The following is a 23941-nucleotide window of genomic DNA, read 5'->3' as shown; positions in this document are numbered from 1 at the left end:
GCGTGGCTCAGCTGACGGTGTCCGGTCGGGACACCGTCTACGTGTGGGTCGACCGGGACGCCGGCGGTCAGCCGGATCCGGCCGCTGTGCTGGTGCGGCGGGCTGGTGCCCTGCTGCTCGGTCGCCCGGAGACCGAGCTGGTGCTGACGCACGACCGCGAGGGACGGCCGGTCGTCCGGGTCGACGAGGTGACCGGGTCGGTCGAGCTGGCGGTCAGCGTCAGCCGCACCGCCGGGCTGGTGGTGGTCGCCGCCCGTCGGGCCGACGCGGTCGGGGTGGACGTGGAGCGGATCCGCCCGCTGCCGGCGCTCGCGCTGGCCCGCCGCTGGTTCCCGCCCGCCGAGCTGGCCTGGTTGGGCGATCGGCCAGAGGCCGACCGGACGGTGGATTTCCTGCGGCTGTGGACCGCCAAGGAGGCGGTCGGCAAGGCGCTCGGGCGGGGGTTGCGCGGCGGCGGGCTGCGCCGGTTGATGCCACCGCCGGGGCTGCCGTTGCGGCCGGTGCCCGGCGCCGAGCCCCTGCGGGTCGGTCACCCGCGGCTCGGCGGGGGCGTCGTCCTGGCGGTCGCCGCGCGGGCGAGCGCGCAGGTCGACGTCGAGGTGGTGCAGCGGCCCGGTCACGGGGCGACCGCCGAACGCAGCACCTCGGTCGAGCGGACCAGCTTGCCGGTGGTGGTACGAGGCAACTGATCGAGCAGGCGCAACGCCCGGGGCCGTTTGTAGCCGGCCAACCGTTCGGCGAGGAGCTCGTCCAGCGTCTCCTCGGACAGCGGTCCGTCGGGTTGGACGTACGCGGTGATGCCGTCGTCCCAGACCACCACGGCGGCGGCAACCCCGGTCAGCTCGGCGACGGTGGCCTCCACCTCGGTCAGGTCGACCTTCATCCCGCCGACGGAGACCTGCGAGTCGAGCCGACCGCGCACAGTGACCAGGCCGGAGTCCTCATCGACGGTGCCGGCGTCGCGGGTGTGCAGCCAGCCGTCGGACCAGCGGGTCGGGTCGCTCAGGCCGACGTACGGCGACGCCGGGCAGGACACCCACAGCTCACCGCCGGACTCGCGGACCTCGATCCCGGGTACGGGGGCGATCGACGGTCGGTGTGACCCGTACAGGTCGGTGCCGATCACCCCGACCTCGGTCATCCCGTACATGTTGCCCAGCGGCACCCCGTACCGGTCGGTGAACGCCCGGGCGACGGCGGCCGGCACCAGCTCGCCCCCGGTGGTCATCCGCCGCAGCTGTGGCAGTGGCCCGGTCGGTCGGGTGGAGGCGAGCAGTCCGATGTGGAATGGCACACCGAGCACCGTGGCCGGTGTGGTGCCGGCGCTGATCGCGGCCAGCACGGCATCGCCGCTGAGCCGCTCCGGCGGCACCAGCTCGACCCCTGCGTGCAGCCCGTAGAGCAGGCCACCGACCAGGCCGAGCACGTGCACCATCGAGGGCAGCAGGATGATCCGCTCGCCGGGCAGCGCCACCCCGTCGATCAGGGTGTAGCGGTGCACCTCGGCGACCAGGTCGGCGGCGGTGCGGCCGATCACCTTGGACGGGCCGGTGGAGCCGGAGCTGAGCTGGATCACGGCGTGGCCGCTGACCGCCGGGCGGTCGGCGTACCGGGTGACGCCCTCGGTGACGTCGACGAAGATCTTCAGCGCGCCGCCACCGGTTCGTACCGGAGCGACCACGACCTGCGGGCTCAACCGGGCCAGCGCCCGGTCCACCTCGTGGTCGGTGAGCCGGTGGTCGAGCAGGATCGCCTGCCCCCCGGCGCGCCAGGTGGCGAGCAGGTTCACCACGTACGCCAGCGACGGTGGCAGCCGCAGCGCCGCAGCGCCACCGGGGCGCAGTCCGGCGGTGGTCAACCGGTCCTGCGCGGCGGTGACCAGCCGGTGCAGGGTGGCCCTGTCGACGGGATCGGGCAGACGGAGACAAACGTCGGTCGGGTGGCCGGCGAAGAGGACTTCGTCCACCCAGCCGGGGTCGGTCGCCGTAGGATCTTCTGCCGTCACTGCCGTTCACCGCCCAGCATGAAAGAGGGCGAATCCGCCCATCACGTACGCTTGTCGGGGTGCTGCGGGGAACCATACGACCACCGACGGCGGCATTGCTAGATGCGAATGGATGGATCAAAAGCAGCGGCCAGCCGGATTGCCGACAGCCCGTTCGGCGGGCAGGATCGGGCGGGCGACTTGGCAGAGCGTCACCGAGGCATGACCCCTAGTACAACCGTCGCGCGCTGCCAGCCGGACGGCCGATGGCGTCGCGGTCGCCGGTCGAGCCGGACGACGCTCGGGCGCTAGCCGGGTTTGATGCTGGCGAGCTGGACCAGCAGCTGGACCAGCCGGTACGCCTCGGCGACGTCGACGGCGTGGAAGGCGACCGTCCGACCGCCGCCGACGCGGGTCACGCCCGGCACCAGAGTGGCGAGGTCGACCATGTACGGGCCGTACAGGTCAACCTCGACGTCCAACGGCCCGGCCATCTTCGCCGGGGGAATCGAGGCGCGCCGGGCGATCGCGTCGGCGGCAGCATGGCGCAGCCGCTCCCGGGCCTCCTGAGGATGCAGGGCCACCGCGGCGGCCTGCCCCAGGGTCTGCTTGACGGCGACGGTGACAGCCGAGGGCACCAGCTCACTGAATTCCGTGCAGGCGGTGTCGTCTCCGCTGAGCAGGACGACTGGCGCGTCCAGGTGCCCCGCCATGGCGACGTTGAGGCCGATCTCACCCAACGATCGGCCGGCCACCCGTACGTCGAGAACGGCGTCACTTATCGTGTGGGCCAGCACGGCGGGCCCGGCACCGGCCCGAGCGTGATAGCCGATGAGCAGAACGGCATCCGTCTGCTCGTCCAGCCCCGCGAGCATGCCCAGCGGGCGGGGTTTGCCTCGCACGAGGTGAGCACGCCGGTCGAGGTCCTCCGGCAGGATGTTCCGAAACGTTCCGTGTGCGTCGGCGACCCACACCACCGCGTCGGGTTCGGCATCGAGGACCCCGGCGATCACCGCGTTCGCCTCGGCCGTCATCAACGCCCGGCCCCGCTCGTAGTCGTACCGATCCGGGTTCGTCTCGGTGGAGTGCACGATCCCCGAGATGCCTTCCAGGTCCACCGAGATCAGCACCTTCATGACTCCAGGACCCTACGCGCTCCGGAGACGATGTCGACCCCGCGCGGCGCAGCCCCGTCCCACCGCGCCGATCTCGTAGTTGCGGTCGTCGGAAAGAGAGCCGCCGATCTTGGACTTGTGGCGCCTGGATGGTCACGGCAAGGGGCAATTGTCCCCCACCACAACTCCATGATCGACGGGCGCGGGCGCGGGCGCGGGGGCGGGGGGCGGGGGCAGGGCGGCGCGGGGCGGGGGGCGGGGGCGTCAGGCTGGGGCTGAGGCTGGGGTTTGGGCGTGGATGTGGAAGCGCAGCGAACGGGCGTCGGTGAAGCACTCCCGCATCGGGCGCACCAACTCCCGGTGCTCCGGGCTGCGTTCCCAGTCTTCGAAGTCGGCCAGGCTCGCCCACTCACTGGTGATCAACCACTGCTCCGGGTCGGTCGACGACCGGCACACCTGGTCGACCAGGTGCCCCGGGACACCGCCGGCGACCAGGTGCCGCACCTGTTCGTACGCGGCGAGGAACTGCTCGGTGCGTGGCAGCGGCACCCGTACCAGAAAGACCACCCGGGCCCGTTCGTCGCTCATGACGCCTCTCCCCTCATCGGCGCGGCCCCACGCAGGACCAGCGCGCTGTTGAACCCGTCGAAACCCCGCGCGCAGATCAGGGCGAGTCGGCTGCGCGGTCGGCGGTGCTCCCGCAGGAAGTCCAACTCGCAGCCCTCAGCCACCTCGTCCGGTCCCGCCGACGCGGGCAACGTGTCGTGAGCGAAGGCGAGCAGCGCGGTGGCCACGTCCAACGCCGAGCCGCCCTGGTACGCCCGACCGGTCAGCGGTTTCTGCGTGGTCACCGGGGGCTGCCGGTCGGCGAACACGGCCCGCAGCGCCTCGGCCTCGCTGCGGTCGTAGCGGGGCACGCCGAGAGCGTCGGGCAGCACCACGTCGATGCCGGCGGCGGCGACGCCCGCGCGGTCCAGGGCCAGCCGCATCGCCCTCGCGTACTGGGCTGGGTCGCCGCTGCTCTCCGCCGTGGTGTGCGCGGCGTCGTGGGTGGAGCCCCAGCCGCTCACCTCGCCGTAGACCCGGGCGCCCCGGGCCAGGGCGTGCCCCAGCTCCTCCACCACGAACACCGCGCCGCCCTCGGCCGGCAGGTAGCCGCTGGCCGCGGCGTCGAACGGCCGGTACGCCCGCTCCGGGTCGGCGACGTCACTGAGCAGCCCCGAGCGGAGCTGGCAGGCGAGCGCGTACGGGCTCAACGGGCATTCGGTCGCCCCGGCGATCACGACCGGGGTGCCCCGGCGTACGGCGCGGGCGGCGTGCGCCAGGCTGTCCAGCCCACCGGCCGACTCCGCGACCAGCACCCCGCTCGGGCCCTTGAACTGGTGGTGGATGGAGAGCTGCCCGACGCTGGCCGCGTAGAACCAGGCGATCGACTGGTACGCCCCGACCGTCCGCGACGTGCCGCCCCACAGCCGTTGCAGTTCCCGCTGACCGAACAGGTTGCCCCCGGACGAGCTGGCCAGGGTCACCGCGTAGCCGTACGGGTCGGGGGCCCGGTCGGGCAGGCCGGCGTCGGCCAGCGCCAGCCGGGTGGCGGCGAAGCCGAGGTGTGTCCACCTGTCGGTCTGCACCAACTGCCGACTGTCGGCGTAGGAGTCGGCGGTGAAGCCGGGCACCTCCCCACCGAAGCGGGTCGGATAGCCGGCCGGGTCGAACAATGTGATCGGCCCGGTCCGGCGGGTGCCGGCGAGGACCGTGCGCCAGTGCGCGTCCGCGCCGATGCCGCTGGGTGCGACCACCCCGATGCCGGTCACCACCGCCCGGGCCGTCGTGCCGCCACCGTGCGAGGCGGCGCTCACGCCGCCACCGCGCCGAGCATCCGACGGAAGACCATCGCCGACTGGAAACCGCCGAACCCGCTGCCCACCGACAGGGCCACGTCCACCGGGACCTCCCGTGCCTCATTGGGTACGTAGTCCAGGTCGCACTCCGGGTCCCGGGTGCTCCAGTTCGCCGTGGGCGGCACCACACCGAACTCGATGGCGAGGGCACACGCGGCCATCTCGATCGACCCGATCGCGCCGAGCGAGTGCCCGACCATCGACTTGATCGAGCTGATCGGTATCCGGTACGCGGCCTGACCCAGCGCCCGCTTGAACGCGGCAGTCTCGTGCCGGTCGTTCTGCCGGGTGCCCGAGCCGTGCGCGCTGATGTAGGAGACCTGCTCGGGCAGGATCCTGCCCTGCCGTAGCGCGTCGGTGACGGCGAGGCCCATCTCCAGTCCGTCCGGCCGCAACCCGGTCATGTGGAAGCCGTTGCTGCGGCTGGCGTACCCGGCCACCTCGCAGTAGATGTGCGCTCCCCGTCGCCGGGCGTGTCCGGCCTCCTCCAGCACCAGCACCGCCCCGCCCTCGGCCAGCACGAACCCGTGCCGGTCGGCGTCGAACGGGCGGGAGGCGTGGGCCGGGTCGTCGTTGTCCGGGCTGGTCGCCTTGATCGCGTCGAACGAGGCGACAGTGACCGGCGAGATCGGCGAGTCGGACGCACCGGCCAGCATCACGTCCGCCTCACCGTCCACGATCATCTGATGGGCGTACCCGATCGCGTCGATGCCGGAGGTGCAGCCGGTGGAGACCACCTGCGCCGGGCCGTGCAGCCCGTGCCGGCAGGCCACGTCCGCCGCGAGGCTGCTGGGCACCAGCGCCTGATAGAGGTACGGGCCACCGCGCGTCCCGTCCACCAGCCACCGTCGACCGTGCTCGCTCACCGTGACGTACTCCTGCTCCAACGCCATCGTGCCGCCCACCGCCGTGCCCAGCACCACCCCGGCCCGGTCCCGTTCCGCGTCCGTGAGCACCAACTGGGCGTCGGCCACCGCCTCGGCGGAACAGGCCAGCGCGAACTGCACGTACCGGTCGGCCCGGCGTCGCTCGGCCTCGCTCAGCCCCGCCGCGACCGGATCGAAGTCGCACTCCGCAGCGATCTGCGACCGGAACGCCGACGGGTCGAAGAAACTGATCCGGCGGGTGGCGGTCCGCCCCTCGGTGATGGTCTTCCAGAAGCGGTCCCGGCTGGCGCCGCCCGGGGCGACCACCCCGATCCCGGTCACCACCGTGCGGCGCCCGGTCATCGCGTCACCTCTGTTCGCGACTGCGGGGCTCGCAAACCCGGCTCACTCCTCGCGCTCACGCTGCCACCGACGGTTCGCGACTGCGGGGCTCGCAAACCCGGCTCACTCCTCGCGCTCACGACGTGCCCCGCTGTTCGACAAGCTCGGTGTCGACGTGGCCCAGTTCGGGCCGGGGGGCGAGCGGGCCCAGGTGGAAGACCACCTCGGCCGGCTCGACGCCGGTGTTGCGCAGCCGGTGCCGCACGTTCACCGGTACGAACAGCCCCTCACCGGCGGCCAGCAGCGTCGGCTGGTCGTCCAGGTCGACGGTGATCGCGCCCCGGACCAGGTACAGGAACTCCTCGCTGTACGGGTGGTAGTGCTCGGCGATCCGCTCCCCCGGTTCGAGCGTGGCCACCCCGAGAAAACCTGAGGTGCTGCCGACGGTGCGGGGGCCGAGCAGCACCCGCAGCTCACCGCCGCGCCGACGGTCGGCGGGTACGTCCCGGGCGGCGATCGGGCGGGTGCTCAGGTCACTCATCGTCGGCTCCCGTCGGTGCGTCGCTGGCGGTCGGGCTGCCCTGGTCGGCGCGCTGCCAGGCGATCCGCTCCACCCGGTCCTTGATCACCGCGAGTTGGATCACGCTGTTGGTGTTGATCCGCTCGGTCATCGCGGCGTTGTCGACCGGCGCGGTCGGCTTCATGGCGAAGTCCTGCGTCCAGGTCATCCGGGTCCCACCGGCCTCCTCGGTGTAGCGCCAGTGGATGCGCATGTACTCGAACGGCCCGGTCTCCACCCGGTGCGCCCGGACCTGCCTGCTCACCGGGTCGGCGGTGCGCTCGCTGACCCAGCTCCAGGACACCCCGTTCTCGTCGGGGTACATGGTGAGGCGGAACCGCACCGTGTGCCCCTCGCGGTGCAGGATCTCCACCACCGCGTACTCGGTGAACAGCTCGGTCCAGTTCGCCACGTCGTTGGTGACCTCCCAGACAAGTCCCAGCGGCGCGTCGATGACCACGCCGTTCTCGGTGTGCCCGGGCGGGTCGGCGCGGCGGGCGACAAGGTCGGCCACCGCCGGGATGCTCAACTGTCCGGCCTGCTCGGGGATGGCCACCTGCCAGCGGTCGGCGACGACCGCCGAGAGTTCCAGCAGGGCGAGCGAGTCCATGCCCAGCTCCTCGAGCGACGCGGCGGGCGCCCGGGCCGCGGCGTCGGCGTCCAGCCCGCAGTGCGCCACCAGGATGTCGGTGATCTCGGCGGTCATCGGGCGACCATGGGTGACGGTCATCGGGTCCTCCTGTGGGTTGCGTCGGGATCTGCGGCGGGCGCGGTGCGAGGTGCGGGAGTGACCGTCGGCCCCGGCGCGGGCGCGGCGAGCAGGCGGTCGACCAGGCCGGTGGTGTAGCGGCCCTTGCGGAATGCGGCGTCGTCGAGGACCCGCCGGACGAACGGGATGGTGGTGTGCACGCCAGGACCGGCGACGTCGAACTCGTCCAGGGCACGTTCCAGCCGGTTGAGGGCCAACTCCCGGTCGGGCGCCCACACGATCACCTTGGCGAGCAGCGAGTCGTACCAGGGGCCGACCAGGTAACCGGCGCTGGCGTGGGTGTCCACCCTGGTGAACGGGCCGCCGGGTGGGGTGAATCGCACCAACCGGCCGGGGGTGGGGGCGAAGTCGCGCTCGGGGTCCTCGGTGTTGACCCGACACTCCACAGCGACGCCGTGCAGGCGGATCTCCTCCTGCCGCCACCGCAGCGGTACCCCGGCGGCGATGTGGAGTTGCTCGTGCACCAGGTCGATGCCGGTGACCATCTCGGTGACCGGATGCTCGACCTGGATCCGGCAGTTGATCTCCAGGAAGTGGAACTTCTCCTCGGCGTCGACCAGGAACTCCAGCGTGCCGGCACCGACGAAGCCGACCTGGAGCGCACCCCGCAGGGCGGTCTCGGCGATGGTGTCGAGAACGGCGGCGGCCAGCGCCGGGGCGGGCGCTTCCTCGACGAGTTTCTGGTGCCGGCGCTGCACCGAGCAGTCCCGGGTGCCCAGGTGCACCCCGTTGCCGTGGGCGTCGCAGAGCACCTGCACCTCGACGTGCCGCGCCTCGGTGAGGTAGCGCTCGACGTACACCCGGTCGTCGCCGAAGGCGGCCTGCGCGGCGGCCCGGGTCCGGGTGTACGCACGGCGCAGCTCGCCCGGTGTGTGCACCACTGTCATCCCCCGGCCCCCGCCCCCGGCGGCGGCCTTCACGATCACCGGGTAGCCGACGGTGTCGGCCACCTCGGCCGCCGCTGCGGCGGTCGGCACCGGCGCGACACTGCCCGGCGACAGCGGCAGGCCGGCGCGGCTCATCAGTGCCCGGGCCGAGGACTTGTCGGCCAGTGCGGCCATCACCGCCGGTGGCGGGCCGATGAACGTCAGCCCGTTGTCGGCGCAGATCTCGGCGAAGTCGGCGTCCTCGGAGAGGAAGCCGTAGCCGGGGTGCACGGCCTGCGCCCCCACCTGCCGGGCCGCCTCCACGATGGCGGCGGCGTTGAGGTAGCTGCGCCGACTCGACGCCGGTCCGATCCGGACGGCCTGGTCGGCGAGGCGGACCGCCGCCGAGTCGGCGTCGGCGGCGGAGTAGACCACCGCCGTTCGCACGCCGAGCTCCTTGCAGGCACGCAGCACCCGCAGCGCGATCTCGCCCCGGTTGGCGATCAGCACGGTCTCGAACATGGTCAACCACCCCGCGCCGTCATGCCGGGTCCAGTTCGACGAGCGGCTGGTCGTATTCGACTGGCTGGCCGTCCTCGACGAGGATCGCGGCCACCCGGCCGGCCCGGTCGGCGGTCACCTCGTTCATCAGCTTCATCGCCTCGACGATGGCCACCGGCTGGCCGGGGCGGACCAGGTCGCCCACCGCGACGAACGGCCGCGCGCCGGGCTCCGGCGCCCGGTAGAAGGTGCCGACGATCGGTGCCCGCACCGCGGCCCGCCCGGGCACCGGCGGCCGGACCGCAGGTGGTGTGCCGGACGCCGGCTCGGCCGCCGGTGCCGCCTCGGCCCGGGGCTTTGGTACGTCCGGTCGGGTCGCGTCCTCGGGGTGCCACTCGACCTCCAGCACCGCCGCCCCGCTGCGCAGCCGGATCCGGCGCACCGGCCCGGCCAGCTCGGCGATCAGGTGTTGCGCCTGGCGGCGCAGTCCGGCCAGCGCCGCCTCGCCGTCCACCCCCACGTCGTCGGACGCGTCGACTGTCGACAGCGCCCGGTCGCCGGCGGTCATCGCAGGCCCGCCCGGGCGCCGACGCGGTTCGCGCCGAACCGTCGGAAGCGTTGCCGGCGCAGGCGGACCAGCATGGCCGGTGGCACGTCCAGCAGCGGCAGGAGGTTGGCCAGCAGGGCCGCACGTAGGCGGTGGGCGGTGTCCGCCGGGTCGTCGTGCGCGGCACTCGACGGCTCCGACACGACCTCGTCGACCACCCCGAGCCGGCGCAGGTCGGGCGCTGTCAGTCGCAACGCGCGAGCCGCCTGCGGGGCCGCGGACCGGTCTGGCCAGAGGATCGCCGCACACCCCTCGGGGCTGATCACCGAGTAGACGGCGTTCTCCAGCATCAGCACCCGGTCGGCCACCGCCAGCGCCAACGCGCCGCCGCTGCCGCCCTCGCCGGTGATCACCGCGAGCACTGGGGTGGGCAGCACGGTGAGGGTGAGGATGTTCTCGGCGATGGCCGCCGCCTGGCCCTGCTCCTCGGCGCTCACCCCCGGGTCGGCGCCGGGGGTGTCCACCAGGGTGACCACTGGCAGGCCGAGGCGGGCCGCGAGGCGCATGAGCCGCAGCGCCTTACGGTGCCCGGCCGGGCTGGCCATGCCGAAGTTGCGGGCGACCAACTCGGCGGTGGTGTGGCCCTTCTGGTGACCGATGACCATGACGTACCGGCCGGCCAACCGGGCCACCCCACCCACGATGGCCGGGCAGTCCGCGCCGAGCCGATCGCCGTGCAGCTCCACGAACCCGTCGAAGACCGAGTCCAGGTAGTCCAGTGTGGTGGGTCGCCCCGGATGCCGCGCCATCCGGACGGTGTCCCACGCGTCGCGTATCGCCGGGGTACCGGCGTCTCCCTCGGCCGCCGCGTCCGTCGGCCGCGCCAGGACCGCGCCGTCGTCGGCGAGGCGCTCGCGGTGCGAGGCCGGCTCCTGCCGGGGTACGGGCGGACGCGCCGGACGGCCGGCGCGGGTCGCGGCGAGCAGCGCCGTCAGCCGTCCGCGCAGCGACCGCCGTTGCACCACCATGTCGACCTGCCCGTGTCGGAGCAGGAAGTCGGCGGTCTGGAAGCCCTCCGGCAGGGCCCGCCCGGTGATCTGGCGGATCACCCGGGGGCCGGCGAAGCCCATCCGCGCGCCACTCTCGGCGAGCACCAGATCGGTGTTGGTGGCGAACGAGGCGGCCACCCCGCCGTAGGTCGGGTCGGTGAGGACGCTCACGGTGAGCAACCCCGCCTCGCGCAACGCGGCGATGGCCTGACTGACGGTCGCCATCTGCATCAACGACAGCGCGCCCTCCTGCATCCGCGCCCCGCCGGAGGCGGTGATCAGGACGAGCGGCGTGCGGTCGTCCAGCGCCCGTTCGGCCGCCCGGGTGATCAGCTCGCCCACCGCGCAGCCCAGGCTGCCACCGAGGAAACGGAAGTCCATCACCGCCAGGGCCACCGGGTGCCCACCGATGGTGGCCGTGGCGCAGACGACCCCCTCGGCAAGACCGGTGCTGGCCCGTGCGCCGGTGAGCCGGTGTGGGTACGGCAGCACGTCGACGAAGTCGAGCGGGTCCGCCTCCGGCAGCCGGTCGGGCAGCAGGCGCAGGGAACCCGGGTCGACCAGTTGGCGCAGGCGTTCCGGCGCGCCGAGTCGGGCATGTTCGCCGCACTCCGGGCAGACGTCGAGGTTGCGGCGCAGCCGTTTGCGGTACAGCAGGCTGGCGCAGCCGGCGCAGCGGGACCAGAGCTGCTCTTCGCGCGGCGCGGTGGCCGTCACGACCGCCGCCCGGCGTCCGGGGCGTCGAATCGGTAGAAGCACCGCGCCATGGCGTCGCGCGGCGAGCGCCAGGTCGACAGGTACGGCGACACGTACGGGCGTAGGCGGTCGCTGACCCGGATGAACTCGGGGTGGTCACGAGCGGCCTCCACAGCGCCCTCCGCCGGCTGCGCGGTCTCGAGAAGGTGCACGTAGAGGTCGTGCAGTCGGTACAGCGAGCGGTGTCGGACACCGACCAGGCGCGGCAGCTCCGTAGCGTCCGACTCGGCGAAGATCTCGGCGACCCGCTCCTCGGCGGTCGGATCGACCTTCGCGACGATCAGCGATCGGTCCATACTGGGCCTCCCCCCACAGCGTCCGGCCGGCGACGGGTGGCCCCCGGACGCGCTGGACGACTGCCGACACGATGCGCCGATCCTCGTCACGGCGGCGTCACCGTGCCGGGTCGGCCAGCGACGGGCGGTGGTGACGCTGCGTTGACGCAACCTGTGCATCAGCTATGTGCCCGGCGCGTTCCACGCACTAATGTTTATGCAGTTCAGAACCGATCTCGGGTTGACTGTCGCTAATAGAAGGTCCACGCTGGCGTTGACGCAACGTGACCATTATTGATAATCTTCAGCGTGGTCAGCCCGGCGGCCTCGGCGGGCGGGGCCGCGCCCGGCCACGCCGCGATCGGCGGGGTCGACAGTGGCGTCGAGGGCAACCGATCCGGGACACAGCAGACAGTCGGGACGAGCGTTCCGCAGGGGGTGCCGCCGTGGCCGCTGATCCGTCCGTGCCGACCGCCGGAGACCCGCCCGAGGAGGGCGTCTCACTGCACCTGCTCGGAGGTTTTCGACTCCTCCGCGAGGCGGTGCCGGTGGTGGTGCCACGCGGCCTGCAACGGGTGATCGCGCTGATCGGGCTCCGCCCCGGCGCCACCCGCAGCCAGCTCGCCGGGCTGCTATGGCCCGACGCGTCAGAGGAACGGGCGCTGTCCTCCCTGCGTACCGCCCTGTGGCGGCTGCGACAGGACCCTTGCTGCCCGATGACAGTGGCCAGCGACACCGTACGCCTCGGCCCGGCGGTTCGGCTCGACGTGGACGACCTGGTCGGCACCGCGGCCCGGGTCCGGGACGGCGACGACCCACGCACCGCCGCCGGGGCGCTCGCCGCCGGGCGGCACGACCTCCTGCCCGGCTGGTACGACGACTGGGTGCTGCTGGACCGGGAACGCCTGCGCCAACTCCGCCTGCACATGCTGGAACAGGTGGCGGGGCACCACCTGGCCGCGGGACGGCACGGCGAGGCCCTCGAAGCCGCGTTGGAGGCGATGGCCGCCGAGCCGTTACGCGAGACACCACACCGGCTGGTCGTCCGCATACACCTGGCCGAGGGCAACGCCTTCGAAGCCGTGCACGCCTTCTACGTCTACCGCGACCTGTTGCGCCGGGAACTGCGGTTGGAGCCGAGCCCCGCCATGAGCGCCCTGCTCGACGACACCCTCGCCCCGATCCGCCAGGCCAGCCGCGAGGCCCTCACCGACCGCCCGTCGCCCGCCGTTCGGCGTACGTGACGGCGACGCCCGTCACCGCCCGGTCGGCGTACGTGACGGTGATGTGACAGGCCCTGCGGCACGGTGGGCGCACAGAGCACGTGGCACCGGCCCCCGCGGGGTCGGACAGGCCACCGGCGGAAGGGGTCCCATGAGTCGTCTACTGATCGTCAGCCGGATCATCCCGGGAGCGGAGGGGCGGGTCGCGCAGATCTTCGCCGAGTCCGACGCCACCGACCTGCCCGGCCTGACCGGCGTCATGCACCGATCCCTGTACTGCCTGCACGACCTGTGCGTACACCTGCTGGAGACCTCGGACGACGTCGACCCGGACGCGCTCGCGGCGGCCCGCAACCACCCGCTCTTCCGACAGGTCAACGAGCGGCTCTCCGCGCACACGTCGCCGTACCTGCCGACCTGGCGTTCCCCCCGGGACGCGATCGCCGGCTGCTTCTACCGGTGGGACGCCGTCGAGGCGCCCACGGCCCGCCCGGCCGGCACCGACGCACCCGCGCCACGCCCGGCCGTCACCGAGGCGCCCGCCGCGCACCCGGCCGGCTGACATGTCCGCCGCGCCGCCGCACGTCCTGATCATCGGCGCGGGCACGGGCGGGCTGTGCCTGGCGCACGGCCTGCGCCGGGCCGGGATCAGCGTCGCCGTCTACGAGCGGCACCGCGACCGCACCGAGGGGCTGCTCGGCTACCGGGTCGGCATCGGCCCCACCGGTAGCAGGGCGCTGCGGGAGTGTCTGCCTCCGGAGCTGTTCGCCACCTTCCTGGCCACCTGCGCCCGGCCGCCGCACTACTTCAACGTCGTCACCCAGGGGCTCCGTCAGACCGCGTCGTTCGCGCTGCGGCCGAGCGCCGACCCGGTACGCACCGAACACTCGGTGGCCCGGATGGTGCTGCGCCAGGTGCTGCTGACCGGCCTGGAGGACGTGGTGCACTTCGACAAGACCTTCACCCGGTACGAGCAGCGCGACGACGGCACTGTCACCGCCCACTTCGCCGACGGCACCAGCGCCACCGGCGACCTGCTGGTGGCGGCCGACGGCACCCATTCCGCCGTACGCCGCCAGTACCTGCCGCACGCCGTCACCCGCGACGCCGGGACGATCAACATCGCCACCCGGATCCCGCTGACCCCGCACACCAGCGGTCTCATTCCGGAGCGGGTCCAGCAGGGCATCTCGCTGATCTTCGGCGTCGGCGGCATGATGGGCGTGCTGCACGTCATGGAGTTCAAGTGGGACGCCGAACGCGCGATCAAGCCGGGCGTCAGCGAGCCCGACGCCGCAGTGCTCCGGGACTGGCCCGGCCTGGCCCACGACACCACCACCGACAACATCAACCTGATCATCTGGAGTGCGGCCGACCGGTTCCCGACCGACATCATGGAACGCCGCGGTGAGGACCTGGTGCAGGTCGCCCTCGACCTCACCGCGAACTGGCACCCGCACCTACGGGAACTGCTCGCCCACGCGGACCCGGCCAGCGCCCTACCGATCAAAGTGTCCACGTCCGAGCCGGTGCCGCCCTGGAAGAGCAGCACCGTCACCATGCTCGGCGACGCCATCCACACCATGACCCCGGGTCGGGGCGTGGGCGCGAACACCGCGCTGCGCGACGCCCGCCTGCTCTGCGCGCAGCTCAGCCGCGCCACCGCCGGCGAAAAGACGCTGCTCCAGGCGGTCGCCGACTACGAGGCCGTGATGGCGCCGTACGGCTTCGCCCGGGTCGCCGAATCGCTGAACCGCAGCGGCACCAGCGGCGACGACCGGATGTACCGGCCGGTGGTGGGTCGGCTCGCGCTGCTCGGCGCGCGCGGCTACTTCGGAGTGACCAGCCGGGTGCCACGGCTCCGTCGCCGATTCGTCGACGACTTCCACACCTACGAGGGCGACCGGGACTGAACCCCGCATCGCCCGACCCGGGCTCGGCGTCCAGCGCCGGGCCCGGGTCTCATCGTTCCGGAGAGCTCTGCCCGACCAATCCATGCCTTGCCCGCTCCATGCCCGACCCGGTCTCGTCGGGTCGGGTTTTTCGGGTGATCGGGCGACGCTGTGTCACCCGGCAGGCACCGGCTGAGGTGGCTGTCCCACCCGCAACGCTGACGGCCGATCCTGCCTGTCGTCGGCAATACGCGTGTGCGAAGCTGCGGCGAGTTTTTCTCGTGACTTTTCCAACGACCTGAGAGGGAGGTTCGCCGTGGCGTGGTCTTTCGGACACTCGCTGATAGTGGTACTGGCACTGTTGCTGGGCTTGGCCGCCGGGTGGCTGCTGCGCGGCCGACGGGGCGTACAGGGCAATTCGATTGTGGATGGTGACCCCGTCGCCGGCCTGGCCGTGATCACCACGCCCACGCCGGCTGCCACCACCGACGAGGCCCGGCCCGCGGCCGCCGTCGACCCGGCACCCACCGCGGTCGCCGACGAGCCGGTGCCGGTCGACACGGTCAGCGCGCCCGCCGCGCTGACCGAACCGGACGGTCCCACCCCGGTGCCCGTGCCGGCGGACGCCCCGAGCGCCGTCGACCCGGCGGACATGGCGCTGACCGAGAACCCGCCGCCGGTGCCGGCCACCGAGCAGTCCGACGCCGCTGAGCTGCGGCAGGAGCCGGGCGTGGACTCGACCCCCGAGCCGGTCACTGTCGACGACCAGCCCGCCCCGGCGGCCGTGGTCGCCCCCCGCCAGCCCGCGGATGATCTCCCGCCGGCCGACGCGGCACCGCTGGACACGACGCCGGCCGACGATGCGGCGATCGACGCTGCGCCGGTAGCGGCCACCCCGGCCGACACCACCCCCGCCGACGACGCGCCGGTCGAGACCGCGCCCGTCGACACCACGCCGATCGACTCGACGCCGGCCGACGATGTGCCGGCCTCCGTCGGCTCGGCCGACGACGTGGAGACAAAGGCCACGGCGGTCGACGCCACGCCGGCAGAGGCGTTGGCGACCGCAGGACCGTCCGATGCCGCGCCGGTGCAGGCCGATTCCGTGAACGTCGAGCCGGTGCAGGCCGACTCGGTGAACTCCGAGCCTGCGGTGGCCGCTGCGGTCGACGAGCGGTCGGCGGTGGCCGGGCCTCCGGTCCGCCCGACCGCCGCCGCGACCCCTCCGGTTCGTTCGGCCGCCGACACGACGATCAACGGCGTCGACGCCGACCCGACGGGCCCGGCCGACGACTTCCGCCGGATCCAGGGGATCGGGCCGAAGATGGCGGCCGCGTTGCAGGACGCGGGCGTGCGCACGTACGGCCAGCTCGGCGAGTTGGACGAGCCGGCGCTGCGCGACCTGATCCGGGCCGCCGGCCTGCGCGCCGCACCTGGGCTGGCCAGTTGGCCGCAGCAGGCACGCGTGCTCGCCGGCGCCGGCGACGAGATGGCCGCGGTGCTGCCGAGCGGCAACCAGGTCTGACCGCCTGCATTCGAGCCCCCGGCAGCCGTCCATCGCGACGGTTCGCCGGGGGCTCGGCCGTAGCTGCCGAAATTTCCGACGCCCACCGCCCGGGTGGTCGACTCGAGTCCGCGCTGCATGGTGACGATCAGCCCGCCGAACACCTCGGTCACCACGGCGCGTAACCCCTCCGACGAGACGCCGAAGGCCGCCACCTTCATTCGGGGCGACATCGGCACGCTCGCAGGTGTGCAGGCATTCGCCGCGGCAGCGCTCGACGAACTCGGCGGCGTCGACATCGTGGTCAACAACGCGGCGGCGGCACGCGCTCACCTCGGGGGTGTGGCGTCCATCCCCGATGAGGAATGGATCGACGCCCTCGACCTCAACTATCTGTCCGCCGTGCGGGTCAACAACGCGCTGCTGCCGGCGCTGCGCGAGGCCGGAGCGGGCGGCGCGATCGTCAACATCTCATCGGGAGCGGCCCTCACGCCGGCGCCGCCACTGGCTCATTACAGGGCCGCCAAGGCCGCCCTCAACACCTACGGCAAAGCGCTCGCTTCCGAGCTCGCGCCCGCCGGAATCCGGGTCGCCACGATCATTCCCGGCAACGTCCTCACCCCGGGTGCCGACGCGATCCGCAGAACTTCGCCGACGCGATGAACGTCGCGCTCGCCGCCACCACAGCGGGCATCCCTCTGGGTCGTCCCGGGGACCCGCGCGACATCGCCGAAGCCGTCGCCTACCTCGTGTCGGACCGGGCTCAGTGGGTCACCGGAGTAAGCCTGACGGTCGACGGCGGCGAACTTCCCGTCGTCTAGCGCCACGTTCGGTCAGCCACAGAGCGACCACGTCCGCCACGAAGATCCACTCGGCTTTCAGGAAACCGCGCCAACCGCCCGACTGGAACACCCCGACTTTCAGGAAGCCGGGTCGATCACCGGTGATCGGCCCCGCCCTCAGGCGCGCAGCTCGGCCGCCAGGTCGCCGATCGACGCCATCGCGTACCGCTGCATTCCTGGACCGAAGGTGATGCGTGTGGCACCCTGCCGGCCCAGCTCGGCCACTGACTCCCGGTCCGGTCCGGCGGCCATGTTGATCGGTCCGGAGATGCCCGCCCGCAGCTGCGGGAGCACCTGCGGCGGCGCCAGGATCGGGTAGACGCAGTCGGCGCCGGCGGCCACGTAGAGGCGGGCGCGTTCCACCGCGTCGGCCGGGTCACCCGTTCCGACAAGGAAGGTGTCGACGCGCGCGTTGATGACGAGCGCGTCGCCCGCCTCCGCGCGCACCTCGGCCAGCCAGTCGGCGTGCCGCCGGGGGTCCTTGAGGGTGGCGTTCCGCTCCGAGTCCTCCAGGTTGCAGCCGACGGCACCGGCCTCCAACAGCCGTCCGACCAGCTCGCGGGGGGCGAGGCCGTAACCGCCCTCGACGTCGGCCGACACCGGAACGGACACGGCGCGGACGATACGCGCGATCGCCGCGAACATCTCGTCCGGCGGGGTCGCGCCGTCCTCGTAGCCGAGCGAGGCGGCGACACCCGCGCTCGGGGTCGCGAGCGCCGGGTAACCGGCGTCGGCCAGCACCCGGGCGCTGGCCGCGTCCCAGGGGCCGGGCAGGACGAGCGGGTCGCCGGCGGCGCGGTCGTGGTGCAGAGCACGGAAGGTGGAGGCTGTCATCGTTGTGGTCTCCCGACAGGGCTGCGGAGGGCGGGGCTCGGGCGGTGTGTCCGCCGTTGGAGTCAAGCACGGCGCCGGTGATGCACGCGGATCGGTCCACCGCCCGCATGGTGGACCACATGGTCAATAATTGCTACGCTGGTCGGATGGCCAGGCCACGGCAGTTCGACGAGGAGCAGGTGATCCGCGCCGTCCGAGACCAGTTCTGGGACGCCGGCTACGCGGCCACCTCACTGGAGGACCTGGTGCGCGTCAGCGGGCTGGGCAAGGGCAGCCTCTACGGCGCCTTCGGCGACAAACACCGACTGTTCCTGCGGGCGCTGCGGGAATACACCGACACCAGCGGCGGCTACCTGCGCGAGATGCTCAGCGCCGCTCCCCGCGCCCTGGACGCGCTGCGCGCGTTCGTCATGGCGCCGGTGAACGACCCGGGCGGTGCTGCCGCCCGGCGCGGCTGCCTGATGGCCAACAGCACGTACGAACTCGCCACCAGCGACCCCGACGTCCTCGCCGAGGCGCGGCGCACCTACGAGGCGACGACCGCCCTGGTCACCGAGAGCGTCGGGCGGGCCCAGGACGAGGGCGACCTGCCGCGCGACGTCGACCCGGTCGAGACGGCGCGCGCGCTGCTCGCCGCACAGCAGGGCCTGGTGTTCATGGGGCGGACGGGGCTGGACATCGACACCCTGACCGCCACGGCCCGCACCCTCGCCGCCAAGCTCCTACCGGACGCCTGACACCAGCCGGCCGGGAGCGCGGCTATTTGATCTTGCGGGTGGACCGGACCACGATGCTCTCGTACTCCGGGTGCTTGACCAGCCAGTCGGCGATGAACGGGCAGATCGGCACGACGGTCCGGCCCTTGCCCCGGGCGTCGTCCAGCACGGCCCGCGCCAGCGTCGACCCGACGCCCTTGCCCTCGTACGCCGGATCGACCTCGGTGTGGGTGTAGGCGATGATCGAGCCGGTGAGCTGATAGGTGACGAACCCGACGACCGCGCCCGCCTCGTCGCGCGCCTCGAAACGCTCCCGCGCCGGCGCGTCTGTCACTGTGAACTGCACCCGACCATCCAACCACCCGACCCGGCGGCGCTCGCTGCGGACCGGCAGGGCTCGCGACCCCACGCGCATTGTCTCGGCCGAAACGGGAAACGCAACGCGGCCGGGCACCGGGAACGCGACACCGCCGGGCAGACCGTGGGAGGAGACACGCCACCATGACGAATCCATCGACGGACGGCGGCTTCGCCGTCGTCGAGATGTTCACGTCCCAGGGCTGCAACAGTTGCCCTCCCGCTGAGGAGTTGCTGAGCGAGATCGAGCGCGACGCCCGGGACCGGGGCCAGAACGTCTTCGCCCTCGGGTTCCACGTCGACTACTGGGACGACCTGGGCTGGCCCGACCAGTTCGCGGACGCGGCGTACACCGCGCGGCAGGAGGCCTACGCCCGCGCGCTCGGCACCCGTGGTCTGTACACGCCGCAGATGGTCGTCAACGGCACCGTCGAGTTCGTCGGTTCCGATCGCCGCCGCGCGGCCGCCGCGATCATGTCCGCCGTGGCCTCGACCGCCGCCACACCACTGGCGCTCTCCATCGCCAACCTGGGCAATGACCGGGTGATGGTGGACTACCGGACCGAACAGCCGCCGGAGCGCGCGGTGTTGCACGTGGCGGTCGTGGAACGGGAGCTGACCAGCGACATCGCCCGGGGGGAGAACGCCGGGCGGACGCTGCGGCAGGACAACGTCGTACGCGCCTTCAGGTCGGTGAGCCTGGACGCCGAGCGCGGGCAGGTGGAGCTGGCGACACCGCCTGGTCTCGATCCGCGGAGCGCCAGCGTGGTCGGCTATGTCCAGGAGAACGGCGAACGGGCGATCGTCGGCGCCACGGCCATCGAGCTGTCCACCGCGTAATCTCAGCCCATGCGGATGGTGCGGGGTGCGAGGCGGTTCGGTGGCTGACGCGGACGACGTACGCCGAGTGGCGCTGGCCCTGCCGCACACTGTGGAGATCGCCAGTGACGGCTTCGACTTCCGGGTGGCCGACAAGGGCTTCGTCTGGTCCTATCCCGAGCGGACACCGGGCAAGCCTCGGGTGATCCGGCTCGACATCGCGGTGCTGTTCGTCGGCGACGAGGCCGAGAAGCAGGCTCTCCTGCTCGGGGAACCCGAGGTCTTCTTCACCGCGCCCGGTTACGACGGCCTGCCTCTGGTGTTGCTGCGTCTGGCGGCGGTCGACCTGGACCGGTTGACCGAGCTGGTGACCGACGCGTGGCGGATGCGCGTGCCGGACGCGCTGTCGAACGACAGTGAAGGCGAACCGCTGGGCGACCGTGCGGGTGCCGGCAAATAGCGACATCAGCACGCAACGGGTTGGACACATTGACGGGGATCTCGGTACTCCACTACCGTGGCCGAGAGAGCGCTCTCTCACCTGACCTTCCCCCCAATTCAGACGCAAAGCGCTGGACCCGGCAAGGGCCGCACCCGGCGCGCGATGGAGGCACGATGAAACCTCCCGTCCCCCACCGCCGATGGGCCCTGGCCGCCGCCACAGCGCTGGCCCTGGTCGTCGGCGGCCTCGCCATCCCCGTCACCCGCGCGGCCGAAGCCGCACCCGTCGGCGCCGGCAGCTACACCACCACCCCGGTCGGCCCGCTCCCCAGTGGCTGCGGCGCGATGTCCAGCAACCCCCGGCAGTTCGCCACCGCCAACGCGCCCGCCGGGCCGATCCCCACCAACGACTGGTGGTCCTCGCTGCTGTGGAAGCGCACCGACTGCTCGTTCAGTGAGCCACTGCACGCCCACCCGATCTCGTACGACACCTTCGGCGACGGGCTCGGCTTCTCCGCCAACTCCACGCCCGCCATCAGCGGCACCGCCACCGGTGTCGGTGAGTTCCACTACCCGTACGTGCAGGACATCCGGGTCGGTGTGGCCGGGCTCGCCGCACCCCTGGTGAAGGTCGACGGCTGGACGGACTGGACGGTCAGCCCGCACTGGAGCGACGGCACGCGCACCATGCGCGCGACCATCGGCCACGGTCTGCCCTTCGCGTACTTCCAGACCACCGGCGGGAACGCGCAGATCAGCACCGCCGGCACCCCCGACGTCTGGTCCAACAGCGGCGCCACCATCGGCTTCCGGGTGAACGGCCACGACTACGTCGGGTTCGCGCCCAGCGGCGCCAGCTGGACCGTCGCGTCCGGCCGGATCTCGTCCACCCTGGCCGGCCGCGGCTACTTCTCGGTCGCCCTGCTGCCGCCCACCTCCAGCGCGACGGAGCGCGCCGCGCTGGCCGCGACCTACGGTCAGTACGCGCACGCCCACGTGACCGGCACCCAGGTCTCGTACGCCTACAACCCCGCGACCAGCGGCCTGACCACCACGTACGCGTTCACCACCACCGCCCGGGAGGGCACCGCCACGCAGACAGTGGTCAGCCTCTACCCGCACCAGTGGAAGTCGCTGAGCGGGTCCACGGCGATCACGCCGACCTACCCGTCGGCGCGCGGCCGGATGAAGGTGCTCACGGGAGTCAACCAGTTCCGCACCGCGATGAAGTTCCAGGGCATCCTGCCGGAGCTGCCTGCGGTCGGCGACGGCAGCGGTGGTGACCTGTCGACGCTCACCGGGCACCTGGCCGCCACCCGCGCCAACCCGATGGACCAACGCGGCAACGACACCTACTGGACCGGCAAGGGGCTCGGCCGGGCCGCGCGGATCGCCGAGATCGCCGACCAGGTCAACGACACCACGACCCGCGACAGCGCGCTGAACGCCATCCGCAGCACGCTCACCGACTGGTTCACCGCGTCCAGCGGCAAGACCAGCCGGGTCTTCTACTACGACAACAACTGGGGCACGCTCATCGGCTACCCGGCGTCGTACGGGTCGGACCAGGAGCTCAACGACCACCACTTCCACTACGGCTACTACATCGCCGCCGCGGCGACGCTGGCGAAGTTCGACCCGGCCTGGGCGGCCACCAGCCGCTACGGCGGCATGGTCGACCTGCTGATCCGCGACGCCAACAACTACCGCCGCGGCGACAGCCAGTTCCCGTACCTGCGGGACTTCGACATCTACGCCGGGCACGACTGGGCGTCCGGGCACGGCTCCTTCGGCTCCGGCAACAACCAGGAGTCCTCGTCGGAGGGGATGAACTTCGCGAGCGCCCTCATCCAGTGGGGGCAGACGACCGGTAACACCGCCATCCGTGACGCCGGTGTCTTCCTTTACACCACCCAGGCCGCCGCCATCCAGGAGTACTGGTTCGACGTCAGCGACCAGAACTTCCCCGCCGCCTTCGGGCACTCGACGGTCGGCATGGTCTGGGGTGACGGCGGCGCGTACGCCACCTGGTTCAGCGGCGAGCCGGAGATGATCCAGGGCATCAACCTGCTGCCGGTCACCGGCGGTCACCTCTACCTGGGCAACAACCCGGCGTACGTGCGGACGAACTACGCCGAACTCGTCCGCAACAACGGCGGACAACCGACGGTGTGGCAGGACATCCTCTGGCAGTTCCAGGCCCTCGGCGACCCCGACGCGGCGCTGGCGAACCTCCGCGCCAACCCGGGCTACACCCCGGAGGAGGGCGAGAGCCGGGCGCACACGTTCCACTGGATCCGCAACCTCGCCGCCCTCGGTAACGTCGACACGACGGTGACCGGCAACCATCCACTGTCGGCGGTCTTCTCGCGCAACGGGGCCCGCACCTACGTGGCGTCGAACCCGACGGCGACGCCGATCACCGTGACGTTCTCCAACGGCACCACGCTCACCGTGGGAGCCGGCAAGACGGCCACCACCGGGGCGTACACCTGGAGTGGTGGCAACGCGGCCGGCGGAGTCCCCCCGACCACGCCGACGGACCCCCCGCCGACGACCGACCCGCCGACGACCCCGAGCACCCCGACGCGGTACCTGCTGCCCGGGGGCGGGTTGGGCGCCGCCGGTAGCGCGGCCACGACGACTGTCACGGCGGCGAACGGCAACCACGACGGTACGCCCACCAACGCCCAGGTCTTCACGGCGACCGGCCTCAATCTCGCCTACGCCGGCGGGCAGACGGCGTTCGACCTGTTCGTGGACGCCGGGACGGCGGTCGGCAACGGCGTGCAGGTGCGGATCTCCTACGACCTCACCGGCAACGGCAGTTGGGACCGGGTGGAGACGCTGCGCTACTTCGCCACCGACCCGGTCACCGGCTACGAGCACTACACCCAGAGCGCCGGCCTGTCCTCGGCCACCGGCACGCTGGGAGCGCTGAGCAACGGCACGGTCCGGGTGGAGGTCTGGTCGGCGATCGGCAACAACCCGACAACGGTGGGCATCGGCAACCAGTCGGTGCTGCGGCTCCCGTACTCCTGATCGACAGGCACGGCGCGACATGACGTCGGCCGGTGCGGAGGACCACGACGGGTCCTCCGCACCGGCCGACGTTCGTCGTTCAGTCGGTCATCGGGTGATCAGGAGGCGGTGCAGGTGGGCGTCACGCCGGAGGCGCTGCCGGTGCCCTGGAAGCCGAACTCGGTGACCTGCCCCGCGCCGAGCCGACCGTTGTAGTTCACGTTGGCGAACCGCACAGTGCCGGTGGAGCCACTGGCCGTCGCGCTCCAGGTGTTTGTGACGCTGGCACCACTCGGGAGCGTGAAGCCGACGTTCCACCCGCTCGTGCCGGCGGAGCCGGCGGTCACCTTCACGGAGGCCACGAATCCACCGGTCCACGAGTTCAGTGACACCGATGCCGAACAACCAACCGTCGGCGGGTCCGTCGGGGGATCCGTCGGCGGGTCGGTCGGGGGATCCGTCGGCGGGTCGGTCGGCGGGTCCGTCGGGATGGCGGGGCCGGCGTTGAGGGCGTTCAGGACGTTCGTGTACGCGGCCTTCTTGTTGCCGTTGCAGTCGAACAACAGAGCGTTGTCGGAGCCACGCCACGAGTCGCAGTCCCGTACGCCCCACACGGTGATGCCGGTGCAGCGCGAGACGTTCATGCAGGCGCGGGTGACCGCGCCGTAGATGTTGGCCTGGTTGCCACCGGTCATCACGTCCAGCTCGGTGATCTGCACATCAACACCGAGATCGGCGAACCGCTGCAGGTTGGCCTGGTAG

At 72.3% G+C, this 23941-nt stretch carries 24 protein-coding genes and 1 pseudogene; 11 read left to right on the top strand and 14 right to left on the bottom strand.

The window, feature by feature from the left end:
- Positions 1-2 precede the first annotated feature (2 nt).
- Positions 3-689, top strand: a complete 687-nt coding sequence (locus tag AB0C19_RS23295) for a 4'-phosphopantetheinyl transferase superfamily protein (protein ID WP_357188564.1) — start codon at positions 3-5, stop codon at positions 687-689.
- On the opposite strand, the gene AB0C19_RS23290 is transcribed toward AB0C19_RS23295, so the two are convergent.
- The 11 genes from AB0C19_RS23290 to AB0C19_RS23240 form a co-directional block, all read right to left on the bottom strand.
- Positions 617-2005: a class I adenylate-forming enzyme family protein gene (locus AB0C19_RS23290; RefSeq protein WP_357188562.1), complete on the bottom strand. Its 1389-nt coding sequence runs from the start codon at positions 2003-2005 to the stop codon at positions 617-619. The genes AB0C19_RS23295 and AB0C19_RS23290 overlap by 73 nt on opposite strands.
- A gap of 287 nt (positions 2006-2292) precedes the next feature.
- Positions 2293-3120, bottom strand: a complete 828-nt coding sequence (locus AB0C19_RS23285) for a M55 family metallopeptidase (protein WP_357188560.1) — start codon at positions 3118-3120, stop codon at positions 2293-2295.
- Between the two features lie 243 nt (positions 3121-3363).
- Positions 3364-3687 (bottom strand): antibiotic biosynthesis monooxygenase family protein, encoded by a 324-nt coding sequence (locus AB0C19_RS23280; protein ID WP_357188558.1) that lies wholly within the window; start codon positions 3685-3687, stop codon positions 3364-3366.
- Entirely contained in the window at positions 3684-4958 is a 1275-nt protein-coding gene (locus AB0C19_RS23275; RefSeq protein ID WP_357188556.1) for a beta-ketoacyl synthase N-terminal-like domain-containing protein, read from the bottom strand. Before AB0C19_RS23275 ends, AB0C19_RS23280 begins: the two co-directional genes overlap by 4 nt.
- A complete protein-coding gene (locus AB0C19_RS23270; RefSeq protein ID WP_357188554.1) occupies positions 4955-6229 on the bottom strand; it encodes a beta-ketoacyl-[acyl-carrier-protein] synthase family protein in 1275 nt (424 codons plus the stop codon). Before AB0C19_RS23270 ends, AB0C19_RS23275 begins: the two co-directional genes overlap by 4 nt.
- 115 nt (positions 6230-6344) lie before the next feature.
- Positions 6345-6749 carry a cupin domain-containing protein gene (locus tag AB0C19_RS23265; RefSeq protein ID WP_196922953.1) on the bottom strand — a complete coding sequence of 135 codons (405 nt, stop codon included), beginning with the start codon at positions 6747-6749 and terminating at the stop codon, positions 6345-6347.
- A complete protein-coding gene (locus tag AB0C19_RS23260) occupies positions 6742-7497 on the bottom strand; it encodes an SRPBCC family protein (RefSeq protein WP_357188552.1) in 756 nt (251 codons plus the stop codon). Before AB0C19_RS23260 ends, AB0C19_RS23265 begins: the two co-directional genes overlap by 8 nt.
- Positions 7494-8924, bottom strand: a complete 1431-nt coding sequence (locus tag AB0C19_RS23255) for an acetyl-CoA carboxylase biotin carboxylase subunit (protein WP_357188550.1) — start codon at positions 8922-8924, stop codon at positions 7494-7496. The genes AB0C19_RS23260 and AB0C19_RS23255 overlap by 4 nt, the downstream gene beginning before the upstream one ends.
- A 19-nt stretch (positions 8925-8943) precedes the next feature.
- Positions 8944-9471 (bottom strand): acetyl-CoA carboxylase biotin carboxyl carrier protein, encoded by a 528-nt coding sequence (accB, locus tag AB0C19_RS23250; RefSeq protein ID WP_357188548.1) that lies wholly within the window; start codon positions 9469-9471, stop codon positions 8944-8946.
- A complete protein-coding gene (locus AB0C19_RS23245; RefSeq protein ID WP_357188545.1) occupies positions 9468-11216 on the bottom strand; it encodes an acetyl-CoA carboxylase carboxyltransferase subunit alpha in 1749 nt (582 codons plus the stop codon). Before AB0C19_RS23245 ends, accB begins: the two co-directional genes overlap by 4 nt.
- On the bottom strand, positions 11213-11551 hold the full coding sequence (locus AB0C19_RS23240) for a TcmI family type II polyketide cyclase (RefSeq protein WP_238685782.1): 339 nt from the start codon (positions 11549-11551) through the stop codon (positions 11213-11215). The genes AB0C19_RS23245 and AB0C19_RS23240 overlap by 4 nt, the downstream gene beginning before the upstream one ends.
- Before the next feature lie 425 nt (positions 11552-11976).
- Here AB0C19_RS23240 and AB0C19_RS23235 point away from each other — a divergent pair, with 425 nt between their 5' ends.
- The 6 genes and pseudogenes from AB0C19_RS23235 (at position 11977) to AB0C19_RS23210 (ending at position 16970) form a co-directional block, all read left to right on the top strand.
- Positions 11977-12774, top strand: a complete 798-nt coding sequence (locus AB0C19_RS23235) for a BTAD domain-containing putative transcriptional regulator (protein WP_238685783.1) — start codon at positions 11977-11979, stop codon at positions 12772-12774.
- Positions 12775-12904: 130 nt separating this feature from the next.
- Complete coding sequence (locus AB0C19_RS23230) at positions 12905-13315, top strand: TcmI family type II polyketide cyclase (RefSeq protein ID WP_266302601.1); 411 nt, start codon at positions 12905-12907, stop codon at positions 13313-13315.
- A gap of 1 nt (position 13316) precedes the next feature.
- On the top strand, positions 13317-14666 hold the full coding sequence (locus AB0C19_RS23225) for an NAD(P)/FAD-dependent oxidoreductase (RefSeq protein ID WP_266302602.1): 1350 nt from the start codon (positions 13317-13319) through the stop codon (positions 14664-14666).
- 1123 nt (positions 14667-15789) lie between these two features.
- Positions 15790-16170 (top strand): annotated as a pseudogene (locus AB0C19_RS23220) (hypothetical protein); the annotation flags it as partial.
- Between the two features lie 117 nt (positions 16171-16287).
- Complete coding sequence (locus AB0C19_RS23215) at positions 16288-16812, top strand: SDR family NAD(P)-dependent oxidoreductase (protein WP_357188542.1); 525 nt, start codon at positions 16288-16290, stop codon at positions 16810-16812.
- On the top strand, positions 16809-16970 hold the full coding sequence (locus AB0C19_RS23210; protein WP_357188540.1) for an SDR family oxidoreductase: 162 nt from the start codon (positions 16809-16811) through the stop codon (positions 16968-16970). The genes AB0C19_RS23215 and AB0C19_RS23210 overlap by 4 nt, the downstream gene beginning before the upstream one ends.
- Positions 16971-17108: 138 nt before the next feature.
- On the opposite strand, the gene AB0C19_RS23205 is transcribed toward AB0C19_RS23210, so the two are convergent.
- Positions 17109-17825, bottom strand: a complete 717-nt coding sequence (locus tag AB0C19_RS23205) for an isocitrate lyase/phosphoenolpyruvate mutase family protein (RefSeq protein WP_357188538.1) — start codon at positions 17823-17825, stop codon at positions 17109-17111.
- Between the two features lie 146 nt (positions 17826-17971).
- Here AB0C19_RS23205 and AB0C19_RS23200 point away from each other — a divergent pair, with 146 nt between their 5' ends.
- A complete protein-coding gene (locus AB0C19_RS23200; protein WP_357188536.1) occupies positions 17972-18562 on the top strand; it encodes a TetR/AcrR family transcriptional regulator in 591 nt (196 codons plus the stop codon).
- Positions 18563-18584: 22 nt separating this feature from the next.
- Here the strand turns inward: AB0C19_RS23200 and AB0C19_RS23195 are convergent, their stop codons facing one another.
- Entirely contained in the window at positions 18585-18950 is a 366-nt protein-coding gene (locus AB0C19_RS23195) for a GNAT family N-acetyltransferase (protein WP_357188534.1), read from the bottom strand.
- Positions 18951-19042: 92 nt separating this feature from the next.
- Between AB0C19_RS23195 and AB0C19_RS23190 the strand changes: the two genes are divergently transcribed.
- The 3 genes from AB0C19_RS23190 (at position 19043) to AB0C19_RS23180 (ending at position 23200) form a co-directional block, all read left to right on the top strand.
- The gene (locus AB0C19_RS23190; RefSeq protein ID WP_357188532.1) at positions 19043-19738 is read left to right on the top strand and encodes a DUF1223 domain-containing protein; all 696 of its coding nucleotides are present in this window, start codon (positions 19043-19045) and stop codon (positions 19736-19738) included.
- Positions 19739-19778: 40 nt separating this feature from the next.
- On the top strand, positions 19779-20177 hold the full coding sequence (locus tag AB0C19_RS23185) for a hypothetical protein (RefSeq protein WP_357188530.1): 399 nt from the start codon (positions 19779-19781) through the stop codon (positions 20175-20177).
- A gap of 155 nt (positions 20178-20332) precedes the next feature.
- Positions 20333-23200 (top strand): glycosyl hydrolase, encoded by a 2868-nt coding sequence (locus AB0C19_RS23180; RefSeq protein ID WP_357188528.1) that lies wholly within the window; start codon positions 20333-20335, stop codon positions 23198-23200.
- A 98-nt stretch (positions 23201-23298) separates the two neighbouring features.
- On the opposite strand, the gene AB0C19_RS23175 is transcribed toward AB0C19_RS23180, so the two are convergent.
- On the bottom strand, positions 23299-23941 hold a 643-nt coding region (locus tag AB0C19_RS23175; RefSeq protein WP_357188526.1), incomplete at its 5' end, for an endo-1,4-beta-xylanase.

It is taken from the genome of Micromonospora sp. NPDC048842, from assembly GCF_040649935.1.
GTDB classification, from domain to species: Bacteria; Actinomycetota; Actinomycetes; order Mycobacteriales; family Micromonosporaceae; genus Micromonospora; species Micromonospora hortensis.
Note: the sequence above shows the minus strand (reverse complement) of the source record. Positions and strands in the feature narration are given on the sequence as shown.